The organism is Janthinobacterium kochi (assembly GCF_051380715.1).
GTDB lineage: Bacteria > Pseudomonadota > Gammaproteobacteria > Burkholderiales > Burkholderiaceae_D > Janthinobacterium.
Genome location: NZ_JBNYXO010000001.1, coordinates 660531 through 683457, shown reverse-complemented (window position 1 = coordinate 683457; position 22927 = coordinate 660531). Strand labels below are relative to the sequence as shown.

At 64.8% G+C, this 22927-nt stretch carries 21 protein-coding genes; 14 read left to right on the top strand and 7 right to left on the bottom strand.

All coding sequences use genetic code 11. The features are described from left to right. The 13 genes from ACQ4WL_RS03210 (at position 1) to ACQ4WL_RS03150 (ending at position 15243) form a co-directional block, all read left to right on the top strand. Positions 1–1704, top strand: a complete 1704-nt coding sequence (locus ACQ4WL_RS03210; protein ID WP_436508038.1) for a GspE/PulE family protein — start codon at positions 1–3, stop codon at positions 1702–1704. Beyond that, a complete protein-coding gene (locus ACQ4WL_RS03205) occupies positions 1704–2909 on the top strand; it encodes a type II secretion system F family protein (RefSeq protein ID WP_436508037.1) in 1206 nt (401 codons plus the stop codon). The genes ACQ4WL_RS03210 and ACQ4WL_RS03205 overlap by 1 nt, the downstream gene beginning before the upstream one ends. Positions 2910–2916: 7 nt before the next feature. Continuing rightward, entirely contained in the window at positions 2917–4485 is a 1569-nt protein-coding gene (locus ACQ4WL_RS03200) for a hypothetical protein (RefSeq protein ID WP_436508036.1), read from the top strand. Further along, complete coding sequence (locus tag ACQ4WL_RS03195; RefSeq protein ID WP_436508034.1) at positions 4482–5165, top strand: hypothetical protein; 684 nt, start codon at positions 4482–4484, stop codon at positions 5163–5165. Before ACQ4WL_RS03200 ends, ACQ4WL_RS03195 begins: the two co-directional genes overlap by 4 nt. Continuing rightward, a complete protein-coding gene (locus ACQ4WL_RS03190; protein WP_436508033.1) occupies positions 5162–5584 on the top strand; it encodes a hypothetical protein in 423 nt (140 codons plus the stop codon). The genes ACQ4WL_RS03195 and ACQ4WL_RS03190 overlap by 4 nt, the downstream gene beginning before the upstream one ends. Then, on the top strand, positions 5581–6303 hold the full coding sequence (locus ACQ4WL_RS03185) for a hypothetical protein (protein ID WP_436508032.1): 723 nt from the start codon (positions 5581–5583) through the stop codon (positions 6301–6303). Before ACQ4WL_RS03190 ends, ACQ4WL_RS03185 begins: the two co-directional genes overlap by 4 nt. After that, entirely contained in the window at positions 6300–7010 is a 711-nt protein-coding gene (locus ACQ4WL_RS03180; protein ID WP_436508031.1) for a type II secretion system protein, read from the top strand. Before ACQ4WL_RS03185 ends, ACQ4WL_RS03180 begins: the two co-directional genes overlap by 4 nt. An 11-nt stretch (positions 7011–7021) precedes the next feature. Continuing rightward, complete coding sequence (locus ACQ4WL_RS03175; RefSeq protein WP_436508030.1) at positions 7022–7795, top strand: ABC transporter permease subunit; 774 nt, start codon at positions 7022–7024, stop codon at positions 7793–7795. Further along, entirely contained in the window at positions 7795–8517 is a 723-nt protein-coding gene (locus ACQ4WL_RS03170; RefSeq protein ID WP_436508028.1) for a hypothetical protein, read from the top strand. The genes ACQ4WL_RS03175 and ACQ4WL_RS03170 overlap by 1 nt, the downstream gene beginning before the upstream one ends. An 85-nt stretch (positions 8518–8602) precedes the next feature. Further along, a complete protein-coding gene (locus tag ACQ4WL_RS03165) occupies positions 8603–9175 on the top strand; it encodes a prepilin-type N-terminal cleavage/methylation domain-containing protein (RefSeq protein ID WP_436508027.1) in 573 nt (190 codons plus the stop codon). Between the two features lie 27 nt (positions 9176–9202). Continuing rightward, a complete protein-coding gene (locus ACQ4WL_RS03160) occupies positions 9203–9568 on the top strand; it encodes a YgiW/YdeI family stress tolerance OB fold protein (protein ID WP_436508025.1) in 366 nt (121 codons plus the stop codon). Between the two features lie 261 nt (positions 9569–9829). After that, complete coding sequence (locus tag ACQ4WL_RS03155; RefSeq protein WP_436508024.1) at positions 9830–14323, top strand: PAS domain-containing protein; 4494 nt, start codon at positions 9830–9832, stop codon at positions 14321–14323. Continuing rightward, on the top strand, positions 14320–15243 hold the full coding sequence (locus tag ACQ4WL_RS03150; protein WP_436508022.1) for a diguanylate cyclase domain-containing protein: 924 nt from the start codon (positions 14320–14322) through the stop codon (positions 15241–15243). The genes ACQ4WL_RS03155 and ACQ4WL_RS03150 overlap by 4 nt, the downstream gene beginning before the upstream one ends. Positions 15244–15253: 10 nt before the next feature. Here the strand turns inward: ACQ4WL_RS03150 and ACQ4WL_RS03145 are convergent, their stop codons facing one another. The 5 genes from ACQ4WL_RS03145 to ACQ4WL_RS03125 form a co-directional block, all read right to left on the bottom strand. Then, positions 15254–15709, bottom strand: a complete 456-nt coding sequence (locus tag ACQ4WL_RS03145; protein ID WP_436508020.1) for a MaoC family dehydratase — start codon at positions 15707–15709, stop codon at positions 15254–15256. Further along, on the bottom strand, positions 15702–16199 hold the full coding sequence (locus ACQ4WL_RS03140; RefSeq protein ID WP_436508018.1) for a MaoC family dehydratase: 498 nt from the start codon (positions 16197–16199) through the stop codon (positions 15702–15704). The genes ACQ4WL_RS03145 and ACQ4WL_RS03140 overlap by 8 nt, the downstream gene beginning before the upstream one ends. After that, the gene (locus ACQ4WL_RS03135) at positions 16196–17341 is read right to left on the bottom strand and encodes an acyl-CoA dehydrogenase family protein (protein ID WP_436508016.1); all 1146 of its coding nucleotides are present in this window, start codon (positions 17339–17341) and stop codon (positions 16196–16198) included. Before ACQ4WL_RS03135 ends, ACQ4WL_RS03140 begins: the two co-directional genes overlap by 4 nt. A 16-nt stretch (positions 17342–17357) precedes the next feature. Continuing rightward, a complete protein-coding gene (locus ACQ4WL_RS03130) occupies positions 17358–18548 on the bottom strand; it encodes an acyl-CoA dehydrogenase family protein (protein ID WP_436508015.1) in 1191 nt (396 codons plus the stop codon). A 215-nt stretch (positions 18549–18763) separates the two neighbouring features. Beyond that, the gene (locus ACQ4WL_RS03125; RefSeq protein ID WP_436508013.1) at positions 18764–19381 is read right to left on the bottom strand and encodes an FMN-dependent NADH-azoreductase; all 618 of its coding nucleotides are present in this window, start codon (positions 19379–19381) and stop codon (positions 18764–18766) included. Between the two features lie 118 nt (positions 19382–19499). Here ACQ4WL_RS03125 and ACQ4WL_RS03120 point away from each other — a divergent pair, with 118 nt between their 5' ends. Next, positions 19500–20441: a LysR family transcriptional regulator gene (locus ACQ4WL_RS03120; RefSeq protein ID WP_436508012.1), complete on the top strand. Its 942-nt coding sequence runs from the start codon at positions 19500–19502 to the stop codon at positions 20439–20441. A 17-nt stretch (positions 20442–20458) separates the two neighbouring features. Here the strand turns inward: ACQ4WL_RS03120 and ACQ4WL_RS03115 are convergent, their stop codons facing one another. Next, complete coding sequence (locus tag ACQ4WL_RS03115) at positions 20459–22048, bottom strand: aspartate:alanine exchanger family transporter (protein WP_436508011.1); 1590 nt, start codon at positions 22046–22048, stop codon at positions 20459–20461. 240 nt (positions 22049–22288) lie between these two features. After that, complete coding sequence (gstA, locus tag ACQ4WL_RS03110; protein WP_436508010.1) at positions 22289–22915, bottom strand: glutathione transferase GstA; 627 nt, start codon at positions 22913–22915, stop codon at positions 22289–22291. Positions 22916–22927: the final 12 nt, after the last annotated feature.

Below are 22927 nucleotides of genomic sequence, written 5' to 3'. Positions count from 1 at the left end.
ATGGCAGAACAGGCAAAACTTCCGCTGGGCAAATTGCTGATCCAGAAAGGCGTGATCAGCGAAGACCAGTTGCGCATCGCCCTGATCGAGCAGCGGCGCAGCAGCGAACCGCTGGGCAAGCTGCTCATCACCTTGGGCTTCGTCACGGAAGCCACCGTGCGCGAGGCGCTCAGCGAAAACCTGAAACAGGTCAGCGCAGACCTGGCGAGCCTGGTGGTCGACGCCATCGCCTTGAAACTGATCCCGAAGGATGTGGCCAAGCGCTACCGCGTCTTCCCCATCGTCTACGAGCGGCAGGCGGACAATCTGATACTGGCCATGGCCGACACCAGCAACATCGTCGCGCTCGACCAGATCAGCGCCATGCTGGTCAAGGGCATCACGATTTCCACCGTGCTGGTCAACGAATCGGACATTTCGCGCGCCATCGACCAGTACTATGGCTTTGAACTGTCGATCGACGGCATCCTGCACGAAATCGAAACGGGCGAAGTCAGCTACCAGAGCATGGCTTCGCCGTCGGACGAATACAGCCAGCCCATGGTGCGCCTGATCGATGCGCTGCTGGCCGATGCCGTGCAGAACGGCGCCTCGGACATCCATTTCGAGCCGGAACAGTCGTTCCTGCGCATCCGCTACCGCATCGACGGCATCCTGCGGCAAATCCGCAGCCTGCACAAATCGTACTGGCCGGCCATGGCGGTGCGCCTGAAGGTGATGTCGAACATGAATATCGCCGAGGCGCGCGCGCCGCAGGATGGGCGCATCAGCATCAAGTTTTCCGGGCGGCAAATTGACTTCCGCGCCTCAGCCCAGCCCACCACGCATGGCGAAAACGTCGTGCTGCGCGTGCTGGACCGGCAAAAAGGCATCGTGCCGCTGGACGCCCTGGGCCTGGCCGAGGCGGAATTGAACTTGCTCAAATTGATGATCGCGCGCCCCGACGGCGTGATCCTCGTGACGGGCCCGACGGGCAGCGGCAAGACCACCACCCTGTATTCGATACTCAACCATATCAATACGGAAAGCGTCAACATCATGACCCTGGAGGACCCGGTCGAGTATCCGATGAACATGATACGCCAGACTTCCGTCAACGAATCGGTCAAGCTGGGCTTTGCCGACGGCATCCGCTCGATGATGCGGCAAGACCCGGACATCATCCTGGTGGGCGAGATCCGCGACCGCGAAACGGCGGAAATGGCCTTTGCCGCCGCCATGACGGGCCACCAGGTGTATTCCACCCTGCATACGAGCTCGGCCATCGGTTCCGTCGCGCGCCTGCTCGACATCGGCATCCTGCCCGACATCATGGCCGGCAATATCATCGGCATCGTGGCGCAGCGCCTGGTGCGCCGTTTGTGCCCGCATTGCAAGGAAACCGTGATCGCCGACGACGTCGAGCGCCGCCTGCTGGGACTGGCGCCGGACGATACGCCCGTGTCCATCTGCCGCGCCGTCGGTTGCGAGCGCTGCGCGCACCAGGGCTACAAGGGCCGCCTGGCCATCATGGAAATCCTCAAGATGACGGCCGAACTCGATGAATTGACGGCGCGCCGCGCCAGTAGCCGCGAATTGAAGAACGCGGCGCGCGCGGCCGGCTTCAAGGGCATCGTCGACGATGGCATGCGCCGCGTGATGGAAGGCGTGACCACGCTGGAAGAAGTGGGCCGCGTGGTCGACCTGACGGAAAGGCTGGCCTGATGGCGCAATATGTCTACCGTGCCATGGATGCCGCCGGCGCCCTGATTCCCGGCAGCATGGAGGCGGCCAACGTGCCGGACCTGGAAGCGCGCCTGCACCGCATGCAGCTCGACTTGATCGACTGCAAGATCACGGGCCAGTATCTGGTGCTGCTGGGCAAGCGCATCATCCACCGCCGCGACCTCATCAATTTCTGCTTCCACATGGAACAATTGACGGGTGCAGGCGTGCCCATCCTGGAAGGCTTGAACGACTTGCGCGAAAGCACGGACCACCCGCGCCTGCGCGAAGTCGTCACCGATCTCATTGAAAGCATCGAGGGCGGCCTGCCCCTGTCCGGTGCGCTGGCCCAGCATGGCGACATCTTCGACGCCACGTTTACCAGCTTGATCCTGGCAGGGGAACAAAGCGGCAGGATCGCCGACGTGTTCAAGAACCTGTCAGAAAGCCTGAAATGGCAGGACGAGCTCGCCTCGCAGACGCGCAAGATCATCATGTACCCCGTCATCGTGGCCGTGGTGGTGGCCGCCGTGACGTTTTTCCTGATGATTTACCTCGTGCCCCAACTGACGGCCTTCATCCGCAACATGGGCGGCGAGCTGCCGCTGCATACGCGCGTGCTCATAGCCGTCTCGAATGTCTTCATCGCTTACTGGTATCTGCTGCTGGCCATGCCCGTGCTGCTGTTCTTCGGCCTGCGCGCCCTCATCCGCCGCAACGAGGCGGCCCGTTATGCGTGGGATGGCTTGAAACTGCGGCTATGGCTGGTCGGTCCCGTGCTGCACAAGATCATCCTGGCCCGCTTTGCCACGTTTTTTGCCCTGATGTATGCCTCCGGCATCACGATACTCGACTGCATCCGCCTGTCCGAAGGCATTGCCGGCAACCAGGTGGTGGCGGCCGGCCTGCGCCGCGCCGCCCAGCTGATCAGCGAGGGTTACGGCGTCACCGCCGCCTTCCAGCACACGGGTATCTTCCCGCCGCTGGTGATCCGCATGCTGAAGGTGGGCGAGGCAACGGGTTCGCTGGACACGGCCTTGCGCAATGTCAGTTACTTTTACAACCGCGAAGTGAAGGAATTGATCGAAAAAGTGCAGGCCATGATCGAGCCAACCATGACGGTCATCCTGGGCCTGCTGCTGGGCTGGATCATGCTGTCGGTGCTGGGACCGATTTACGACACCATCAGCACCATCAAGACCTGAGGCCGCCGTGTTCCGCAAACAATTACTCTACATTACCAGCGACGCCCTGTGCGCCTACGACTGGGACCACGGCGTGCTTGGCCAGGGCCACACCTTCCCCGCCAGCGCGGCCGGGCTGGATGGCTTCGCCGCCTGGCTGGAAGACCCGCAGGAGCAGCGGTCAGGCGTGCCCGCCTACCTGCTGACGGACCTGATCGAGGAAGATTTCCAGCGCCAGCTGCTGCCCCATGTGCGCGGCAAGGCAGGCCGCGCCTTGCTCGAGCGGCGCAAGCAGCAATTGCACCGCGACACGCCCTACCGGGGCAGCACCCTGCTGGGCCGCGAAAGCACAGGCCGCCACGATGACCAGGTGCTGTTTTTCGCGCTGACCAACCCGTCCTTGCTGCAGCCGTGGACGGAGGCGCTCGAGCACTTGCGCGTGCCCGTGGCCGGCATTTATTCGACCAGCCTGCTGAGTATTGCCCTGGTGAAAAAGCTGGCGATCGCGCACGAACACCTGCTATTGGTGACGCAGCAATCAGGCGGCTTGCGGCAAAGCTATTATGAAAAGGGCCAGCTGCGCTTTTCGCGCCAGACAGCCACCATCGCGCTCGACGGCGTGGCCGTGAATATCGCGCTGGAAACTGAAAAGACGCGACAATTTCTCACCAGCACGCGCATGCTGGCGCGCGGCGACGTATTAAATACCGTCATCCTGGCGCCGGCCGCGCAGATCGCCAAGCTCGAATTGTTGTGCGACAACGGCGTGGAAGTGGCTTACCACTTCATCAACCTGCAGCTGGCAGGCGAACGGGTAGGTTTGCGCCGGATGCCCGCACTGGCCGACGAATTGCTGCTGACCTTGCTGGGCAAGCATCCGCCACCCAGCCACTATCCGCCCGGTGCGCTGGCCCGCTATTACCACTTCCAGCGCGCGCGCAACACGCTGTACGGCACCAGCGCGCTGATCGGTGGGTCGGCCGCGCTGTGGTGCGCGATTAACTTGCTCGGCGGCATTGCTGACGGTGCCAGCACGCAGCGTCTGGCGCAGGAAACGGCGTCTTACCAGGAACGTTACCGCATCGTCATGTCGGCGCAGGCGCCGGCGCCAGCCAAGACGCAGAACATGAAAGTGGCCGTAACCCTGGGTCAGATGATCGCCAGCCAGGCGCCGGAGCCGGGCCGGCTGCTGGGCATGCTGAGCGCCGCGCTGGACCAGGCGCCGCAAGTTGCGCTCAGCCAGCTGCATTGGCATGCGGGACAGGCGCCCGCGCGCGCGGCCGGTGGCCAGCCAGCGCAGCGGCAGCAGCAAAATCCGGGCGCCCCGACCGGCAGCGCCCTGGCCGGCATCCCTGTCGCGCCGCCGCAGGCGCTGCGCCTGGAAGCGGACGTGGCCATGCCGAACAATGACTACCGCGCCGCCCTGGCCGCCATCACGGCCTTCGCGCAAACCCTGGCGCGCCAGCCGGGCATGCAAGTAACGATCGAGGAAACGCCGCTGGATTTACGCCCCAACGTGTCCCTGTCCGGCAAGAGCGCCGCGCCGGCGCCGGACAGCCAGGCCCGCTTTACCCTCTTGCTCGCGTGGCAGCCATGAGCGGCCCCGTCAAGCAGCCGCCATTGCCCGGCATGCAGCGGGCAAGCGCGCCCACGCGCACCCTTCCCGTCTGGCTGGGCGAACTGCACCTGGTGCGCGGCGCCCTGCTGTGCTTTGCGCTGACCCTGCTGGCCAGCGTGTTGCTGCTCAGCCTGAGCGCCGCCTATCGCATGCGCGAAGCGCAGCAGCTGGACATGGCGCGCCGCACGCGCTCGGCGGCCACCACCCTGTTCAACCACGCGGAAGCGGAAAAGCAGGAAATCCGCGCCTACGAACCGCAATTCCTGGTCCTGCGCCAGCGCGGCCTGATCGGCGAGGAAAACCGCCTGGGCTGGATCGACGCCATCCGCCGCAGCCAGGAACAGCGCAAATTATTGCCGATCAGCTATGACATCAGCCCGCAGCAAGGGCTGCAAGTGCCGTTGCCCATGGTGATGGGGCAATATCATCTGCGCGGCAGCCGCATGCGCTTGCAGATGGATTTGCTGCACGAGATGGATTTGCTGAACCTGTTGGACGATTTGCGCCAGGCCGGCTATTTCGCCGTGCAGGATTGCACGCTCAAGCGCCAGGCAGCGGCCGGGGGCGGCAGTGAGGCGCCGCCCACCCTGGGCGCCGAATGCGAACTGCTGTGGCTGACCCTGGGCAGCATGGCCGTGCCCGAACTGGAGCGGCCATGAAGTGCGCCCTCGTCCTGCGCGCCCTCGTCCTGGGCGCACTGCTGGCCGGCAGCGCGCTCACGGCCCGCGCACAGCCCCCACAGCTGGGGCGATTGTTCCTGTCGCCCGAACAGCGTGCCCAGATCGATGCGCAGCGCTACGGGCCGCCGCCGGCCGATCCCGCCCTGGCGCCGCCACCGCCACCGCCGCCACCCGCCCCGCCCGTGGAATTGAATGGCGTGGTGCTGCGCAGCAGCGGCCGCTCCACCGTCTGGCTGAACCAGGAAGTGCAGAACGAGCCGCACAACCGTCTTGCCCGTGGCATGCCCGGCACGCTGACCCTTCGCCTGTCGAACGGCCAGGTGGTGCTGCTGAAACCTGGCCAGCGCTATGACCCGGCCAGCGGCACGGTCACCGAGGCACAGGAGGCGCAGCCATGATGCCAAAGCAAGCGCATCGCCAGCGCGGCGCCGCCCTGTTGCTGCTGGTGGCCGTGCTGGGGCTGGGGGCTGCCAGCCTCCTGATCGGCGCCTTCGGCCGCAAGTCGGGCGAGGCCGAACGCCAGCAGCGCACCCTGGCCACCCTGGCGCAGGCGCGCGAAGCCTTGCTGGGCTTTGCCGCCACGCAAGGCCGCCTGCCCCGTCCGGCCGCGTCCGCCCTCGACGGGCGCGAGCGGGCCGCCGACTGTGCCGACGACGCCGGGTGCAGCGGCTTCCTGCCGTGGGTGGCGCTGGGCGTGGCGGGCGTTGATGCCTGGGGCAAGCTGCTGCGCTACAGCGTCACGCCGGAAATGGCGCGCGCGCCCATTGTCTCGTCTGCCGCCATCGCCAACCGCGTCGTCCTCACGCGCGACGGCCGCGGCGACTTCGTCTACGTGGGGGGACAGGAACAATGCGACGTCAGCGCCCAATGCCTGCCTGTCGTGCTGTTCTCGCAAGGCAAAGATCATCATGGCACGGCCGCCAGCGGCGTGGCGCAGACCAATACGGCGCGCGGCAATCTCGACGAAGCGGCCAACGACAGCGCCAGCCGCAGTTTCATTGCCCGCCCCGCCACCGAGAATGCGGCGCTGCCCGGTGGCGCCTTTGACGACATGCTGACCTGGATTACCTTGCCGACCCTGTACCAACGCATGCGCGCCGCGCGCAACCTGCCATGAGCGCCCTCCATCCGCGCCGCCGAGGCGGCTTTTCCCTGATCGAGATCGCCATCGTGCTCGTCATCGTTGGCCTGATGATAGGCGGCCTGGTCACGCCATTGACGGTGCAGCTGGAGCAGCGCAAGGTGGCCGAAACGCAACAGGCACTGAATGAAGCGAAGGAAGCGCTGACAGGCTACGCGCTGCGCTACGGCTACCTGCCGTGTCCCGCCATCTCCGCCGTGAGTGGCCTGGAAGACCGGCGCGGCACGCGCTGCAATGGTGAAAAGCGCGCCGGTTTCCTGCCGTGGGCCACGCTGGGGCTGCGCCAGGGCGACAGCTGGAACAATCTGTTCCGCTACAGCGTGACGCCGGCCTTCAGCGACAGCGGCCAGCAGTTCAGCCTGGGCACGCCGCGCGACATCAGCATCGTCACGCGCAATGGCGGCGCGTTGTTGCAGGCGACGGCGCTGAAAGACATCCCCGCCATGATCATGTCGCACGGCAAGAACGGCTTTGGCGCCACGAGCGTGCAGGGCCAACGCCAGGCTGTGCCTTTCGGCAACAATGTCGACGAGCGCAACAATGCATCAAACGCCATCACCTTCATCAGCCGCGCCGCCAGCGGCCCCCAGCAGCCCGGCGGCGAGTTCGACGACCTCGTCGTCTGGCTGTCGCCGAATATCCTGTTCAACCGCATGGTGGCGGCACAAAGGCTGCCCCGCTGATGCCGATGCCCATGTCTACGCTCCGGCCCGCCTTCACCATTGCCCGCTACACGCTGCTCGAAGCGCTGCGCAGCCGCCTGCTGTGGCTATTCGTGCTGGCCGCCTGCGCCGCCGCCGCCCTGGCCGGCTTCCTGCAGCAACTGGCGCTGACGGAGAGCGGCGCCGTGCAGGCGGCGCTGCTGGCGGCCACCTTGCGTCTGGCCAGCGTCTTCCTGCTGGCCACGTTCATCATCACCAGCATGGCGCGCGAAGCGGCCGACCGGGGCCTCGAATTGCTGCTGGCACTGCCCATGCCGCGCGCGGCCTACCTGCTGGGAAAACTGCTGGGCTACGCAGCGCTGGCGGCCGTGCCCGCCTTGCTGTTCGGCCTGTTGATGGCGCTGTTTGCCGCGCCCGCGCACAGCGCGCTGTGGGCACTGTCGCTGCTGGGTGAATTGTGGATCGTCGCCGCCTTCAGCCTGCTGTGCACAGCCAGCCTGCAACAAGCCCTGCCGGCACTGGCCGCCACCGGCGGCTTCTATGTGCTGGCGCGCATGCTGGGCAGCCTGCAACTGCTGGCGCACGGCCCCCAGGCGGGCGATTCCTGGCAGCAACAGGCCATGGCCGGCGCCATCGACGTGCTGGCCCTGCTCTTACCCCGCCTCGACGCCTTTACGCGCACGGACTGGCTGCTGTACGCGACCGGCGACTGGCAAGCCCTGGGCCGCGTGGCGGCGCAGACAGCCATCTATGTCGGCTTGCTGGCCAGTTGCGCGCTGTGCGACTTTTACCGCCGCAACATCTGATGGCCAGTTCCCAGCGCCCCTGGTCGAGCGTGCCGCGCCCCCTGTGCTGGCTGCTGGCCGCATGCCTGCTACTGCAGCTGGGCTGGCGCCTGGCGCAGCAGCACGCTCCCGCCCGGGCGCAGCCCCTGCCTGCGCCGCCGCCGGCGGCCGTGGCCCGCCTGGCCAGCCTGGGCGAGCCGCTGGCCATGTCGAAGGCCATGCTGCTGTACCTGCAAGCGTTCGAAGACCAGCCCGGCGTCAGCCTGCCCTGGCGTCAGCTCGACTATGACCGCCTGGCCGGCTGGCTGGACACGGCGCAAACACTCGATCCGCGCAGCCAGTATGCGCTGGTGGCCGCCAGCGAGGTCTACGCGGGCGTGACCGATCCGCAGCGCGCACGGCGCATGCTGGCCTTTGTCGCCGCCAGCTTTGCCGCCGACCCGAACCGTCGCTGGCCCGCCATGGCGCAGGCGGCGCTGGTGGCAAAACATCAGCTGCACGATCTGCCGCTGGCCCTGTCGTACGCGCGCGAGTTGCGCCAGCTGGCGACAGGGCCGCAGGTGCCACCGTGGGTGCGCGAGATGGAAGCGTTCATCCTGGAAGACATGGACCAGCTCGACAGCGCCCGCCTGGTGATCGGCGGCCTGATCGCCAGCGGCCAGATCACCGACCCGCACGAGCTGGCTTTCCTCGCGCGCCGGCTCGACGAACTTGCCGAAAAGAAAGCAAAGGCGGCGCCATGACCCGCCGCCCGAAATGCCACGCGCCGACAACATTTGCAGTAAACTGCCATACCAAGCCCCAGCACTTTTTTTCAAGGAAATCCCCATGCCCCCACGTCGCCAGCACGGCTTTACGCTCGTAGAAATCGCCATCGTCCTGGTCATCATCGGCTTGCTGCTCGGTGGCGTGCTCAAGGGGCAAGGCTTGATCGACAGCGCCAAGGTGAAAAACATCATCCAGCAGTCGAATTCGCTGACGGCCGCCGTCAACGCCTACCAGGACAAGTTCCGTGCCCTGCCCGGCGACGATATCCAGGGCACCACCCACGTGCCCAACTCGGCCGGCAACGGTAATGGCGATGGCCAGATCGGCGACGGCCAGCCGCGTGAATTCACCTTGGCGCCGCAGCACCTGGCGCTGGGCGGCTTCATTACCGGCTCCTACAACGGCACCTCGCAATTCATGACCAGTGCCCAGGGCGGCGCCGTCTACCTGTACAACGATGAAGTGGGCGGCCGCGCCGGCAATGGCATCCGTTTCGACAACTTGCCCGAGAGCTACGCCGAGCAAATCGACAGCAAGCTCGACGATGGTGTGGCCAGCACAGGCAGCGTGCGGGCGAACGCGCCGTATGGTAATACCGGTGCTATCATTCCCCGCACCGCCGTGTTTTTCTGACAAGGCAGTCACTATCAAAGGAGTACCATGTCATTGCACCGTAAACTGATCGTCTCCCTGGCTGCCGCCAGCGCCTTGCTGGCCGGCAGCGCGCAAGCCCAATACGTGGGGCCGACGGCCGGCCCGACCGCGCCCGGCAGCGTGGCTGCCATCCTGAAAAATCCCGTCGACGACCAGGCCGTCGTGCTGCGCGGCCACCTGCTGCGCAAAGTGGGCAAGGAGAAATACACTTTCTCCGACGGCACGGCGGAAATCCGCGTGGACATTGATGACAAGGTCTTCATGAACCGCAAGATCGACGCCAGGACCCAGGTGGAAATCCGTGGCGAAGTGGAAAAAGACTTCATGGAAAGCCCGGAAATCGATGTCGATGTGCTGACCGTCGTCCCGTAAGTTTCCTTGCCATCCCGCCGCCACGGCGGGACGCGCACCTCGCCAGCCTGCCATCCGCGCAGCGCGGCGCTATATTTGCATGCCTTGCACAAGCTTTTTTTCCACTCCAGAAACTAGACTTGTCAGAGCAATCAATTTCGTCTAGCATCTTTTCATTCAAGGTCAGCCAGCGCCAGCGTGAGCCTGCCTGTCGACTCATCCATTCTGGGAGCTTTCCGGGTGCAAGATTTGCCTTCGATACGCTCACGAATTTCATGGCTGGTGCTCGCCTGGGTCATTCCGACGGCGCTGGTGTTTCTCCTGCTCGTGGCGCAAAGCTACACACGCGAACGCAACCATGTCGTCGGCGAAACAGCGCAAGCGGCACGCGCAGTCGCTGCCACCGTCGAACGCGACCTGAGCGGCGCCCAGATGGCCGCGCGCATCCTCGCCGCCTCGCCAGCCCTGCAAGCGGACGACATCGGTGCCCTGCGCATCCTGGCCGACAGCCTGTTGCAGCCGGGCCTGGCCGTCAGTGCCTTCATCGTCTCCGATACCAAGGGACGCCAGTTGATCAATACGGCCCTGCCAGCCAACCTGGTGCCGCCGCCCTTGCCGCAAAAATGGGCCGCCAGCATGGAGCGCACGCGCGAGTACGGCAAGCCGCGGCTGACCAGCTTGCTCATGGCGCCGGACGAGGTGCCGCGGCTGGCGCTGAACCTGCCTTTGCCGCGCGCCCAAGGGGCTGCTCATGTGCTGACGGCGCTGTACCCGCCCGACTACCTGCCCGTGCTGCTGCGCGAGCTGCACCTGCCGGCCTACCTGGGGGCGGCCATCATCAATGCCGACGGCATCAACGTGGCGCGCACTCTGGCGCCGCAGCGCTACGTGGGCCAGCGCAGCGCGGCGCCCCTGCTGGAACAGATAGGCCAGGCGCGCGAAGGCGTGCTGCGCCATGCCACTCTGGAAGGTCTGGATGTGTATACGGGCTTTCGCCGCGCCCCAGACGACAGCTGGACAGTGGCCATCACCATGCGCACCAGCACGGTGGCCGAAGCGCTGCTGGGCTCGGTAGTCACGGGTTCCGTCATCCTGGCCCTGCTGCTGGGTGCCGGCTTTGCCCTGGCCTGGCGCGTGGGCGGCCGCCTGGCCCGCACCTTGCAGGAACTGACCTTGCAGATCCACGCGCTGGCGCAGGGCAAACCATTGCTCTCGAACAAGCACACGGACCGCGAGTCGGACGACATGGCCAGCGCCCTGGGGGCGCTGGAACGCGACCTGCGGCGCCACCGCACGCAGCTTGAAAGCCTGGTAGCCGAACGCACGCTGGCCCTGGAAAAGTCCACGCGCCTGCTGGAAACCGTGTACGCGACGGCACCCATCGGCATGCTGTTCGTGGGCCTGGACTTGCGCATCGTCATGATCAACCAGTACCTGGCCGCCATCAACGGGACTAGCGTAACGCAGCATCTTGGCCGTCCCGTGGGCGCCATGCTGTTCGACGACGCCGTGCGCGCGGACGTGGAGCGCTGCGTGCGTCAGGTGATCGAGACGGGCATGCCCATCGTCGATATCGAATTGAAAGGCCACAGCGGCCAGCAGCGCGAACAGCTGAGCCACTGGATCGTCTCGTATCACCCGATTTTCGGCCCGGAACAGCAGTTGCTGGGCGTATCGGGCCTGTGGCTGGACGTCAGCGAGCGCAAGCGCAGCGAAGCGGAATTTCGCCGCTCGAAACATCTGTTCGGCACCATCATCGAAAACATCCCGGCCATGGTCTTCGTCAAGCGCGCCGACAAGCTGAGCTTTGAAATGGTCAACCGCCACCTGGAACTGACCCTGGGACGCTCGCGCGAGCAATTGCTGGGCAAGACCGACCACGACTTCTTCCCGCCGCAGCAGGCGTCCGCCTTCGTCAGCGCCGACCGCAAGCTGCTGGCCACGGGGCAGATGGTGGAAATCGAACAGGAAGCGATCAACACGGCCGACGGCACCACGCGCCACTTCACCACGCGCAAGGTGGTCTTGCGCGACGATGCGGGGCGCGCCAGCCACGTGCTGGGGATCTCGATCGATATCACGGATCGCAAGCGCGCCACCGAGGTGCTGCACGCCACCACCTTGCGCCTGGAACAGAGCGAGCGCTTCATCCGCACCGTCACCGACAACCTGCCCGGCATGGTGTCGTACTGGGGCGCCGACTTGCGTTGCCGCTTTGCCAATAATTTCTATAATGAGTGGTTTGGTCGCAGCAGCGCCGAGCTGGCCGGCATCCACATGCGCGAATTGCTGGGGCAGGAACTGTTCGATGTGTCCGCGCCCCATGTCGAGGGCGTTCTGGCGGGCCGGCCGCAAAGCTTCGAGCGCGACCTGCTCGATCCGGCCGGCCAGGTGTGCCATACGTGGACCAACTACATCCCCGATGTCGACGACAGCGGCGGCGTGCGCGGCTTCTTCGTGCTGGCCTCGGACGTGTCTGAACTCAAGGGCACGCAATTGCGCCTGCATGAACTCAACGAGCAAATGGTGCGCGCACGCGACAAGGCCGAGGCGGCCAGCACCGCGAAGAGCGAATTCGTCGCCAACATGAGCCATGAAATCCGCACGCCGATGAACGCCATCATCGGCCTGGCGCGCCTGTTGGAAGAGTCGCCGCTGGAACGGCGCGAACGCAGCTATGTCGGCAAGATCCAGATGGCCACGCAGTCGCTGCTCAATATCGTCAATGACGTGCTCGATTTCTCCAAGATCGAGGCGGGACAGATGGTGCTGGAACAGCGCCGCTTCCAGCTCGAACGCATGCTGGACAGCGTCGGCCTGCTGCTGGCCAGCAGCGCCTGGGCGCACGGCGTTGAGCCCGTATTCGTGCTCGACCCCGGCGTGCCGGACGAACTGATCGGCGATGCCCTGCGCGTGGAACAGATCCTGATCAACCTGGTGGGCAACGCCGTCAAGTTCACCGCGCATGGCGAAGTGGTGCTAGCCATCGCCAAGGTGGCCGAGGATGCGGCCAGCGCAACGCTCGAGTTTTCCGTGCGCGACACGGGCATCGGCATCGGCGCGGCCGAGCAGGAACGCATCTTCGACGCATTTGCCCAGGGCGACAGCGGCACCAGCCGCAAATACGGCGGCACGGGACTGGGGCTGGCCATCTGCCGGCGCATGGTGGAATTGATGGGGGGCAAACTCAGCGTGACAAGCGCGCTGGGCAAAGGCTCCGACTTCCGCTTCAGCTGCCGCTTCGACAAGGTGGCGCCGCCGCCCGAGCCGAGCGGCAAAAGTGCGCCCAAGGCCCTGTCGCTGCTGATCATCGACGACAATGCCAGCGTGCGCGCCATGCTGGAAGACTGGTGCGCAGCGCAGGGCTGGCACAGCCGTAGCGCCGACAGCGGCGCGGCCGGCCTGGCGCTGCTGCGCCGCCACGCCAACGGCCTCGACGGTTTGCCGCCGGCCAATCTTGTGCTGCTCGACGCGGCGATGCCCGGCATGGATGGCATTTCCATGCTCACCGAGGCACGCGCCGATGAATCCCTGGCGCTGCCGCCCGTGATCATGCTGGTGGCCGACCAGGACAGCGAAAACCTCGAACGCCTGGCCGACAGCCTGATGCTGGCCGGCATCGTTTCAAAACCGGCCACGCCAGCGCGCCTGCTGGCGGCCGTGACGGCCGTATGCGAGGGCCGCAGCCCCCCTTCGGCGCTGCCCGTTTCCACGCCCCTGTCGGGCTTACTGGAAGGCATGCGCGTGCTGCTGGTGGAAGACAATGAAATCAACCAGGAAGTGGCACAATACATTTTGCTGCACTCGGGCGCGCGCGTGGCCGTGGCCGCCAACGGCCGGCTGGCCGTCGACTTGCTCACCGGCACGCCGGAGGCCTGGGACGTGGTGCTGATGGATTTGCAGATGCCCGTCATGAATGGCTATGACGCCACCCTGGCCATCCGCGCGCTGGGCTTGCCGGACCTGCCCATCATCGCCATGACGGCCAATGCCATGCACGAGGACCGCCTGCGCGCCATCGCCAGCGGCATGAATGCGCACGTGGCCAAGCCTATCGATGTCGACGAGATGATCCAGACCCTGACCCGGCTGGTGCCGGCGCCTTTGGGCGGCAGCGGCAGCGGCGGCGCCAGCGCCGTCCCGGCCGGCCATGCCGTCGCGCCCATGCAGGGGGTACCGGCCGCAGTGCCCGGCATCGACCTGGCTGCGGCGCTGCAGCGCTTCGACGGCGATTACGGCGCCTTCCTGGCCCTGCTCAAGCGCTTTGAAAATTCGCAAGGCGACGCCGTCGAGGAAACCCGGCGCCTGCTGGCCGCTGGCCAGACGCGGCAGGCGGCGCAACTGCTGCACCGCGTGTGCGGCGTGGCGGCCAACCTGGGCGCCGCGCATGTCGCCAGCCTGGCCGGCGAAGCGGAAAAGGCGCTGAAAACGGGGCAATCGCACGCCACGGCCGCCTTGCTGGCACAGCTGGAACTGGCGATGGCCGAAGTCATCAAAGCGACGCGTGCCCTGCCCTCGCCCTTGCGGCGCGGACAGCCGGCGCAGGCCGCGCGCGGCAGCGCACCGCTCGACCTGCGCGCCGGCCTGGCCGAGCTGCTCGTCTTGATCCGCAACAATAACCTGAAGGCGCTGGCGCAATTCCACACCCTGCACCCCGCCCTGCAACAGTCAGACCGGGAAACGGCCCTGGTGATGGCAAACGCGATCGAGACATTGAATTTTTCCGAGGCGGAAGAACTCGTGCTCGATCAGCTGAAACGAGAGGAAAACAAGTGAGCTGGACCAACCTTGCCATGAACGGGCGCATCCTCATCGTCGATGACGCCATGGAAAACATCCAGATCCTGCACCAGCTGCTGCGCGAGGAACACGAGGTGCTGTTCGCCTTGAGCGGCGAGAAAGCGCTGGAAATTGCACATAATCAACTGCCGGACCTGATCCTGCTCGACGCCGTCATGCCCGGCATGGATGGCTATGCCGTGTGCAATGCGCTGCGCGAAGCGGCCATCCTCAGTGCCATTCCCGTCATCTTCGTCACGGCCCTGAACCAGCCCGAAGACGAGACGCGGGCGCTGGAAGCGGGCGCCGTCGATTTCATCACGAAGCCGTTCAACGCGGCCGTCGTGCGGGCCCGCGTGCGCAGCCAGCTGACCATCAAGCGGCAGGCCGACGCCATGCGCGAACTGTCGCTGACGGACTCGCTGACGGGCGTGGCCAACCGGCGCAGCTTCAACGACACCATGGACAGCGAATGGCGGCGCTGCGCGCGCGACGACGTGCCGATGTCCCTCATCATGGCCGACATCGACCACTTCAAGGATTACAACGATACGTATGGCCACCAGGCCGGCGACCTGTGCCTGCAGCAGGTGAGTGCCGCCCTGCGCCGCTGCGCCGTGCGACCGCCCGACCTGCTGGCGCGCTATGGCGGCGAGGAATTCATCATCTTGCTACCGCAGGAAACGCGCGACGGCGCCGAAGTGGTGGCCCAGCGCATGCTCGAGGAAGTACGCGCCCTGCACATCGCGCACGCCAAGTCCAGCGTCGGCCCGCACGTCACCGTCAGCCTGGGCATCGCCAGCGTCATGCCCACCGAAGGCATGGACCCCAGCGCCCTGATCCGCGCCGCCGACGCCCTGCTGTACCGCGCCAAGCACACGGGGCGTGACAGGTATTGCGCGTCGGAGGGGCCGTGAGATTGATTATTTAAGGATAGCAGCGCATCAAAAACTCCGCCACACACACGGGTTTCGTGTCGCCCTCGCGCTCCATGGTCACGGCCCAGTTCACTTGCGCCCCTTCCGGCAAGTCATCGACGGAGAGGATGTCGAGCCGCGCGCGCAATCGGCTGCCGACGGGAACGGGCGCGGGAAAGCGCACCTTGTTCAAGCCATAGTTGATGGCCATGCGGATGCCGGCCATGTGCAGCGCACCCTGCAGCATGGCCGGCAACAGCGACAAGGTGAGGAAACCGTGCGCCACGGTGCAGCCGTACGGCGACTCGCGCGCGCAACGCTCGGCGTCCACATGAATCCACTGATGGTCGTCCGTGGCATCGGCAAAGGTGTCGATGCGCTGCTGGGTGATGCTCAGCCAGTCGGAAACGGCCACGTGCTGCCCCGACAAGGCCTGGAAACCGGCGATGCCAGCGATATCACGCATGGGACTGCTCCGCTGGCGCCACGGGGCGGCGGCCGAACATGCCCATGCCTTCGACGGTGGTCACCACTTCGCCGTGCTGGTTGCGCACGCTCCACACGGAAATGACGATGCCGCGGTCCGGCTTCGACGTGGATGGACGCACTTCCTTGACCTGGTAGGTCAGCTGCAAGGTGTCGCCCGCGCGCACGGGTTTGAGCCAGCGGATGCTGTCCAGGCCGGGCGAGCCCATGCTGGACGAATGCTTGAGCAGGTTGTCCACCACCAGGCGCATCATCATGCCGCAGGTGTGCCAGCCGCTGGCGATGACGCCCTTGAAGATGGTTTTTTCTGCGGCCGCATGGTCGACGTGAAATGGTTGCGGGTCGAAATCCGTGGCGAACGCGATGATTTCCTTTTCCGTCACGTGGCGCTGGCCCAGGTCGATTTCCAGGCCTTGCGTAAAGTCTTCGAAATACCAGTGCTTGGGTTTGATTTCCGTCAATGCGGTCATGCGGTCTCCGTCGGCAAAAAGCCCGGTTGGGCGATAAAGCGCTCGATATGATGCTCCACGTCGCCCAGGGTCAGGGCGATCATGGAGAGGCGCTTGAAATGGTGGGCGGCGGGCAATTCGTCCGTCACGCCCATGCCACCATGCAATTGCACGGCTTGCTGGCCAACAAAGGTGGCGGCCAGCCCGACTCTCGCCTTGGCGGCGGACACCGTGCGGCGGCGCTCAATGGCATCTTCGCTGTCGACCTTGGCGGCGGCCAGCATGGCCATCGAACGCGCCTGCTCCAGGTGGATGAACATGTCGGCCATGCGGTGCTGCAAGGCCTGGAACTTGCCGATGGGCGCGCCGAACTGCTGGCGCGTCTTCAGGTACTCCAGGGTGGCGGCGAAGATGGCATCCATGGCGCCCACGGCTTCCGCGCACAGCAAGGCGGCGCCATAGTCGAGCGCGGCATCGAGCACGGACCAGCCCTGCCCCTTTTGTCCGATCAGGGCGTCCTGCCCCAGCACCACTTGCACCAGGGTCACGGTGGCGGCGCGCTGGCCGTCGATGGTGCGGTAGTCGCGCACGGAAACACCGGGCGCGTTAACGGGCACGAGGAAGAGTGAAATGCCATCCGTGTCAGCCTGGCCGCCGCCGCTGCGCGCCGAGACGACGAGCGCACCCGCCTGCGCGCCATGGATGACGACGGTTTTCTCGCCATCGAGCACGAAACCGTCGCCGCTGGCGATGGCCGTGGTGGCGATATCGTGCATGTCGTGGCGCGACTGGCGCTCGCCGAGCGCGCAAGCCAGCTTCAGGCTGCCGCTGGCCACCTGCTCCAGCACGGCGTCGTGACCGCCCGCCAACGTGAGGAAACGCGCGCCCAGCACTGTGGCAAAATACGGTTCGACCACCAGGCCGCGGCCCAGTTCCTGCATCACCAGCAGCATGTCGACGGCCGTGCCGTCGAAGCCGCCCGCGCCGGCCGGCAGCGGCAAGGCAGTCATGCCCAGCTCGGCCAGGGTGGCCCAGGCCGCGCTTGACACGCCCGTGGCCGAATGGACGATCTGCTTGCGCGTTTCAAATGGGTAATCCTTGTCGACCCAGCGCCTGAGCGCGTCGGCAAATTGCTGCTGTTCCTGATTAAAATGGAAGTCCATGTCGTCTCCTTCTGGCTTACAGGCCCAGGATCATCTGTGTGATGATGTTTTTCTGGATTTCATTCGAGCCGCCATAGATCGATGTCTTGCGGTAATTGAAGTAATACGCGGCCAGCGGCGCGGCCAGGTCGTCGCCGCCACCGCTGTGCGGCGCGCTGCCGTCGAGAAATGCCGGGTCGAAGGGCAAGGCTTGCGGGCCGATGGCTTCCACCATCAGTTCCGTCAGCTGCTGCTGCAGCTCCGAGCCGCGCACCTTCAGCATCGAGGCCTGCGGTCCCGGTCCCTTGCCTTCGTCGCTGATGACGCGCAAGACGGTCATTTCCAGCGCCATCAATTCGATTTCCAGGGTGGCGACCTTGGCGGCGAACGCGGGATCGTGCAGCAGCGGCGCGCCGCGCTTGGCTTGCTGCATGGCCAGCTGCTTGAGGAAAGTCAGCTCGCGCTTGGAGCGTCCCACGGCGGCAATGCCCGTGCGCTCGTGGCCCAGCAAATATTTGGCATAGGTCCAGCCCTTGTTTTCCTGGCCAACCAGGTTGCTGACGGGCACGCGCACATTGTCGAAGAAGACTTCATTCACTTCATGTTCTTCATCGAGCATGATGATGGGGCGCACGGTGATGCCCGGCGTTTTCATGTCGATCAGCAAGAAACTGATGCCTTCCTGCTTGCGCACCGTGCTATCCGTGCGCACCAGGCAAAAGATCATGTCCGCGTGCTGGCCCAGGGTGGTCCAGGTTTTCTGGCCATTCACGATGTAATGGTCGCCGTCGCGCTCGGCCGTGGTTTTCAGGGAAGCGAGGTCGGACCCGGCGCCCGGCTCCGAATAGCCCTGGCACCACCAGTCGTCGCAGTTCAAGATGCGCGGCAAATAGTATGCTTTTTGTTCGGCGTTGGCGAAAGCCATGATGACGGGCGCCACCATGTTGATGCCGAACGGCAAAATCGGCGGCGTGGCGGCGCGCGCGCACTCGTCTTCCCAGATATGGCGCTGCACGGACGTCCAGCCCGCGCCGCCATGTTCGACGGGCCAGGCCGGCGCGGCCCAACCTTGCTGCGCGACAATCTTGTGCCAGCGCACATAATCATCACGCTTCAGGCGCAGATGCTGGCGCACCTTGCGCTGCAAGTCCGCCGGCAAATGGGTGTCGAGGAAGGCGCGCACCGTGTCGCGGAACGCCGTCTCCTCGGCCGTGTAATGCAGGTCCATGTCTGTCTCCTTGTTCTTATCGGTTGCCGTGATGACTGCACGCAAGGAAGCTCAGCGCACAAAAAAGCACGACCGTTCTCAAGGATTGTACAACAGAATGGGAGACGCGCCAGGCCTTTTACACAGGCTGGCGCTCAGGAGCGGAACACCTGGCAGGCGCGTCTGCTGACAAGGACAGGTGCCCTAGCCTTGGCTGCTTGCCGCGCCGATCATCATCAAACGCTCGCAGCGCGTCCGAGATCCGCGCCGAGCTTGTCCACAAAGCGTTCCATGGTTTCCTCGCCTAGATCGACCGCCTTGGCCCCGCCACCGGCAACGAAGGTCACGTCGCTGATACCGATCACGCCAAGCACCAAACGCAGATATTGGGTGGCGATGTCGCGATGCTCGATGGGCGATCCCTCGGTATACACGCCACCCGATGCGATCAATACGCTTGCCTTCTTGCCAGTCACCAGGCCGCGTCCATCAAAGCCCAGCGTCAATCCCTTGCGCACGACATGGTCGATCCATGCCTTGAGCACGGCCGGAACATTGTAGTTATAGACGGGCGTTGCAATGACAAGGTGATCGGCGGCGAGCAATTCCGCAACGAGTTCGTCAGAGAGCCGTAACTCGTCCGCCATCGCGGGAGTATGCTGTTCCGCCGGGGTGAAGTAGGCTTGCAGCCAGGCAGCGTTGACAAACTGAAGTCCGGCATCCATGAGGTCGCGTTCGATCACTTCGCCATCCGGGTGCGCGGCACGCCATTCCTGCACGAAACGACGCGTCATGTTGCGCGACACGGAGTGTTTGCCACGCGGGCTGGTCTCGATTACCAATAGCTTAGTCATACCATCATCCTTAAAAATTGCATTGCGGGAAAACGCCTGAAGCAAGCTTGTCGATCAGGCTGCTTATGTGCCGCCACTATATCGCCGCGAATATATTTCTAATAGAGATTAAAATGTGATGATATCCATCGACAATTGTGATGGAGTTCACCATGGAGTAGCTATTGTGATTGGAAGTCTGACGCTGGATCAGTTGCGGGTGCTGGTGACGATCGCCGATACGGGCAGCTTTTCTGCCGCCGGTCGACAACTCGGCCGCGTGCAATCGGCCATCAGCCAGGCCATCGCGACGCTGGAGGATGTGCAAGGCGTACTGCTGTTTGACCGCAGTGGCCATCGCCCGAGCCTGACCGAGACTGGCAGGGTACTCGTTGAGCAGGCGCGCTTGGTCTTGGCAAGCGCTGCCCGCTTCGAGGGCGTGGCAATGGGGACGCGCGCAGGCCTGGAACCCGAACTCGTCATTGCAATCGATCCTCTGGTGCCGACGGCACCCTTGATCGACAGCCTGTCCGCACTGAGCCGGACGTTTCCCAGTCTGCCCGTCAGCTTTTCAACAGAAGGCCTGGGCGGTTCGCTGCGGCGCCTGAGAAATGACCGGGCCGCCATCGGGATTTGCTTGCTGCTGCCTTCCATTCCAGACGACATTGCCGCCTATCCGCTGCTGCGCGTCGGCATGCAGGCCGTGGTGGCGCCAGGGCATCCACTTGCTGCGTTAGGACGTCCGGCGACGCAGACCGATCTGGAGCCGCATGTCCAGCTGGTGCTGTCAGACCCCGTCAATCCCGGTAGTGAAAACTTCGGGCTTGCAAGTGGAAAACTTTGGCGCTTCGTCGATCTCGGCCGGCGCCTGGACTTCCTGCTCGGCGGTTTCGGCTGGTGCCGAATGCCCGACCATCTCGTGTTGCCCTTCATTGCCGCCGGGAGCCTGGTTACGCTGCAAATCGAGCACGATCCGACGCCCCGCGAGGGACTGACCATTTATGCGGCGCATCAGCGTGGCCGCACGCTCGGGCCTGCCGGGCGATGGTTGCTGGACGACCTCACCCGGCGCCTGTCTTGAACCTATCCTGACCACAATCAGCCATACAAATGCAGCAGCACCTGCACGGCGACGATCTTGACGATGGTCATGCTGGGGAAAATCATGGCGTAGCCGAGGTTCGGGCGGTCCGACTTGGCCAGGCGGTTGGCGAATACCAGCACGGCCGGGTTGCCCGTGGCGCCGGCCGCGATGCCAAGCAACTCGGGAAATGGCAGGCGCAGGAAGATCTTGCCCAAAATCACCACCAATGCCACCACCACCAGCACCGTCACGGCGCCCAGCGCCAGCATGGGCAAGCCATCGGCGCCCACCTGTTGCACGAAGGGCAAGCCGGACGCCATGCCGACGGAAGCGAGGAAAATCGTCAAGCCATAGTTGCGCATGACCAGGTTAGCCGACAGGGGCAAGCGCCAGCTGATCTTGCCGACACGGCCCAGGCGGCCCAAAATCAGCGCCATCACCAGTGGACCGCCCGCCAAACCTAGGCTGAACGAGCCTATCCATGGCAACGGTATCGGCACCAGTCCCAGTAGCACGCCCAGCACCATGCCCATGCCCAGCGAGACATAGCTGAACTCGGCCGTGGCCGTGATGGAATTGCCGAACAGCTTGCGCACGTCGACCGCATGTTTCGCCGGTGCAATGGCCATCACGCGGTCGCCAAATTCCAGGGTCAGGAATGGATGGGGCAAAATCATGGCGTCGCCACGACGTATGAACGCAATTTGCAGGGGGAAGTCTTTCGCCAGGTTCAGCTCACCCAGGGGCACGCCGACGATTTCCGCGTCCGACACGAACACTTCCGTGCCGTCGAACGCACTGCGATCCTTCATCAAGCGGCCCGGATCCAGGTGACCCAGCGCCGTGCGCGCCGCTTCCACGCCTGCCACCGTGCCCGACACCATCAAGGCGTCGCCCACGCCGAGCACGAGGCCCGGATCGGGCAAGCGGTTCTGGTGCCCCTGGCGCACGCCGATCACCTGCACGCCCGCCAGCGGGCCATCGGCCAGTTCGGACAGGGCCGCACCCGCCAATTTCGCTTCATCGATGGTAATTTCCGACACGACGATGGGCGCCGGCGGCGGCGTCAGCACGGGTTTTAATATGCGCCCGGCCAGGTACAGGCCCAGCATGGGGCCGACCACGCCGAACGGATACGCGACGGCATAGCCGACGGCCGCGTCGCCATTGCCGTGCGACGCTTCCAGCGCCGCCTGCAGGGCCGCCGTGCTGGTCATGGCGCCGGCAAACACGCCGCTGGCCATGCGCAGCGAGATATCGATCCACTGCCCGCCCCAGACGGAAACGGCCAGGCCGCCCATGACGGCGGCAAAGGCGATCAGGTTGTGCTTCTGTCCCGCGCCGCACAAGCCGGCGAAAAATTGCACGCCATACTGCACGCCTATGCCATATAGAAACAGCAGCAAGCCGATGGAGCCGACCATCGGCGGCGGCACGGCTCCGGGGGCGAATGCGCCCAGCGCCAGCCCCGCGAACAGCACGCCGCCCACGCCCAGCGAAAAGCCGAACACGCTGATGCGCCCCAGCGCATAACCGGCGCCGATGACGAGAAACAGGGCGAGGATCGGCGTGGACTCCAGCGTGTGGCGAAATAATTGAAGCATCAAACAACCTTGATCTGGAGAAAGCCCAGTTTAGCATGCACAAAAGCAACACCATGCCTGGATGACAAGCTAGCGTGTGCGGCAACATGCACGGTAAAAAGGGCAAAAAAAAGCCCGCTGCGGGAGCGGGCTGAATCTAATTCCTGTGAGGAAGTAGAGGAGACAGGTGCAATGATGCCGCGTTGCAGCATAACAATCCAATTGCATGTTGTGATGATAGAAATACGTTTTATCAATATCTCACGCCCGTTGCCGCGATGCTTCCCTGTGTATGGCCTCGCGCACGGCCGGTCTGGCGCCTATGCTTGCCAGCAACGCCCTCACCTGCGGGAAGGCTTCCAGGTCGACTCTGGCAACATCCGACCAACTGAGGATGGTGTACAGATAGGCATCGGCCACGGTAAAGGTGTCGCCCAGCAGGTATGGCCCGCCGCTGGCCAAGTGCCGTTCGACGTGGTCGAGCCGGGCGGCGATGCGCGAGCGGGCCACGTCCTGCGCCTGCGTGCCGTATTCCGGGTGGAACAGCCAGGGACTGAAGGCCTTGTGCAGCTCGGTGGCGATAAACCCCAGCCACGACTGCAGCCGCACGCGCGCCAGGGAACCCGGCGGCGGCGCCAGCCCGCTGTCCGGCGCCAGGTCGGCCAGGTATTGCACGATGGCGGTGCCTTCCAGCAAGACGGTGCCATCGTCCAGCGCCAGCGCGGGCACATACAAGTTCGGATTCACCTGCGCGTAATCGGCGCCCGTTTCCGTGACGCGAGGAATCGTGCGAATGTCGACCCTTTCCAGTTCCAGGGCGATGCCAGCCTCGCCGGCCACGATGTGCGGCGACAGGGAACATGTTCCCGTTGCGTAATACAGTTTCATGCTGCGCTCCTC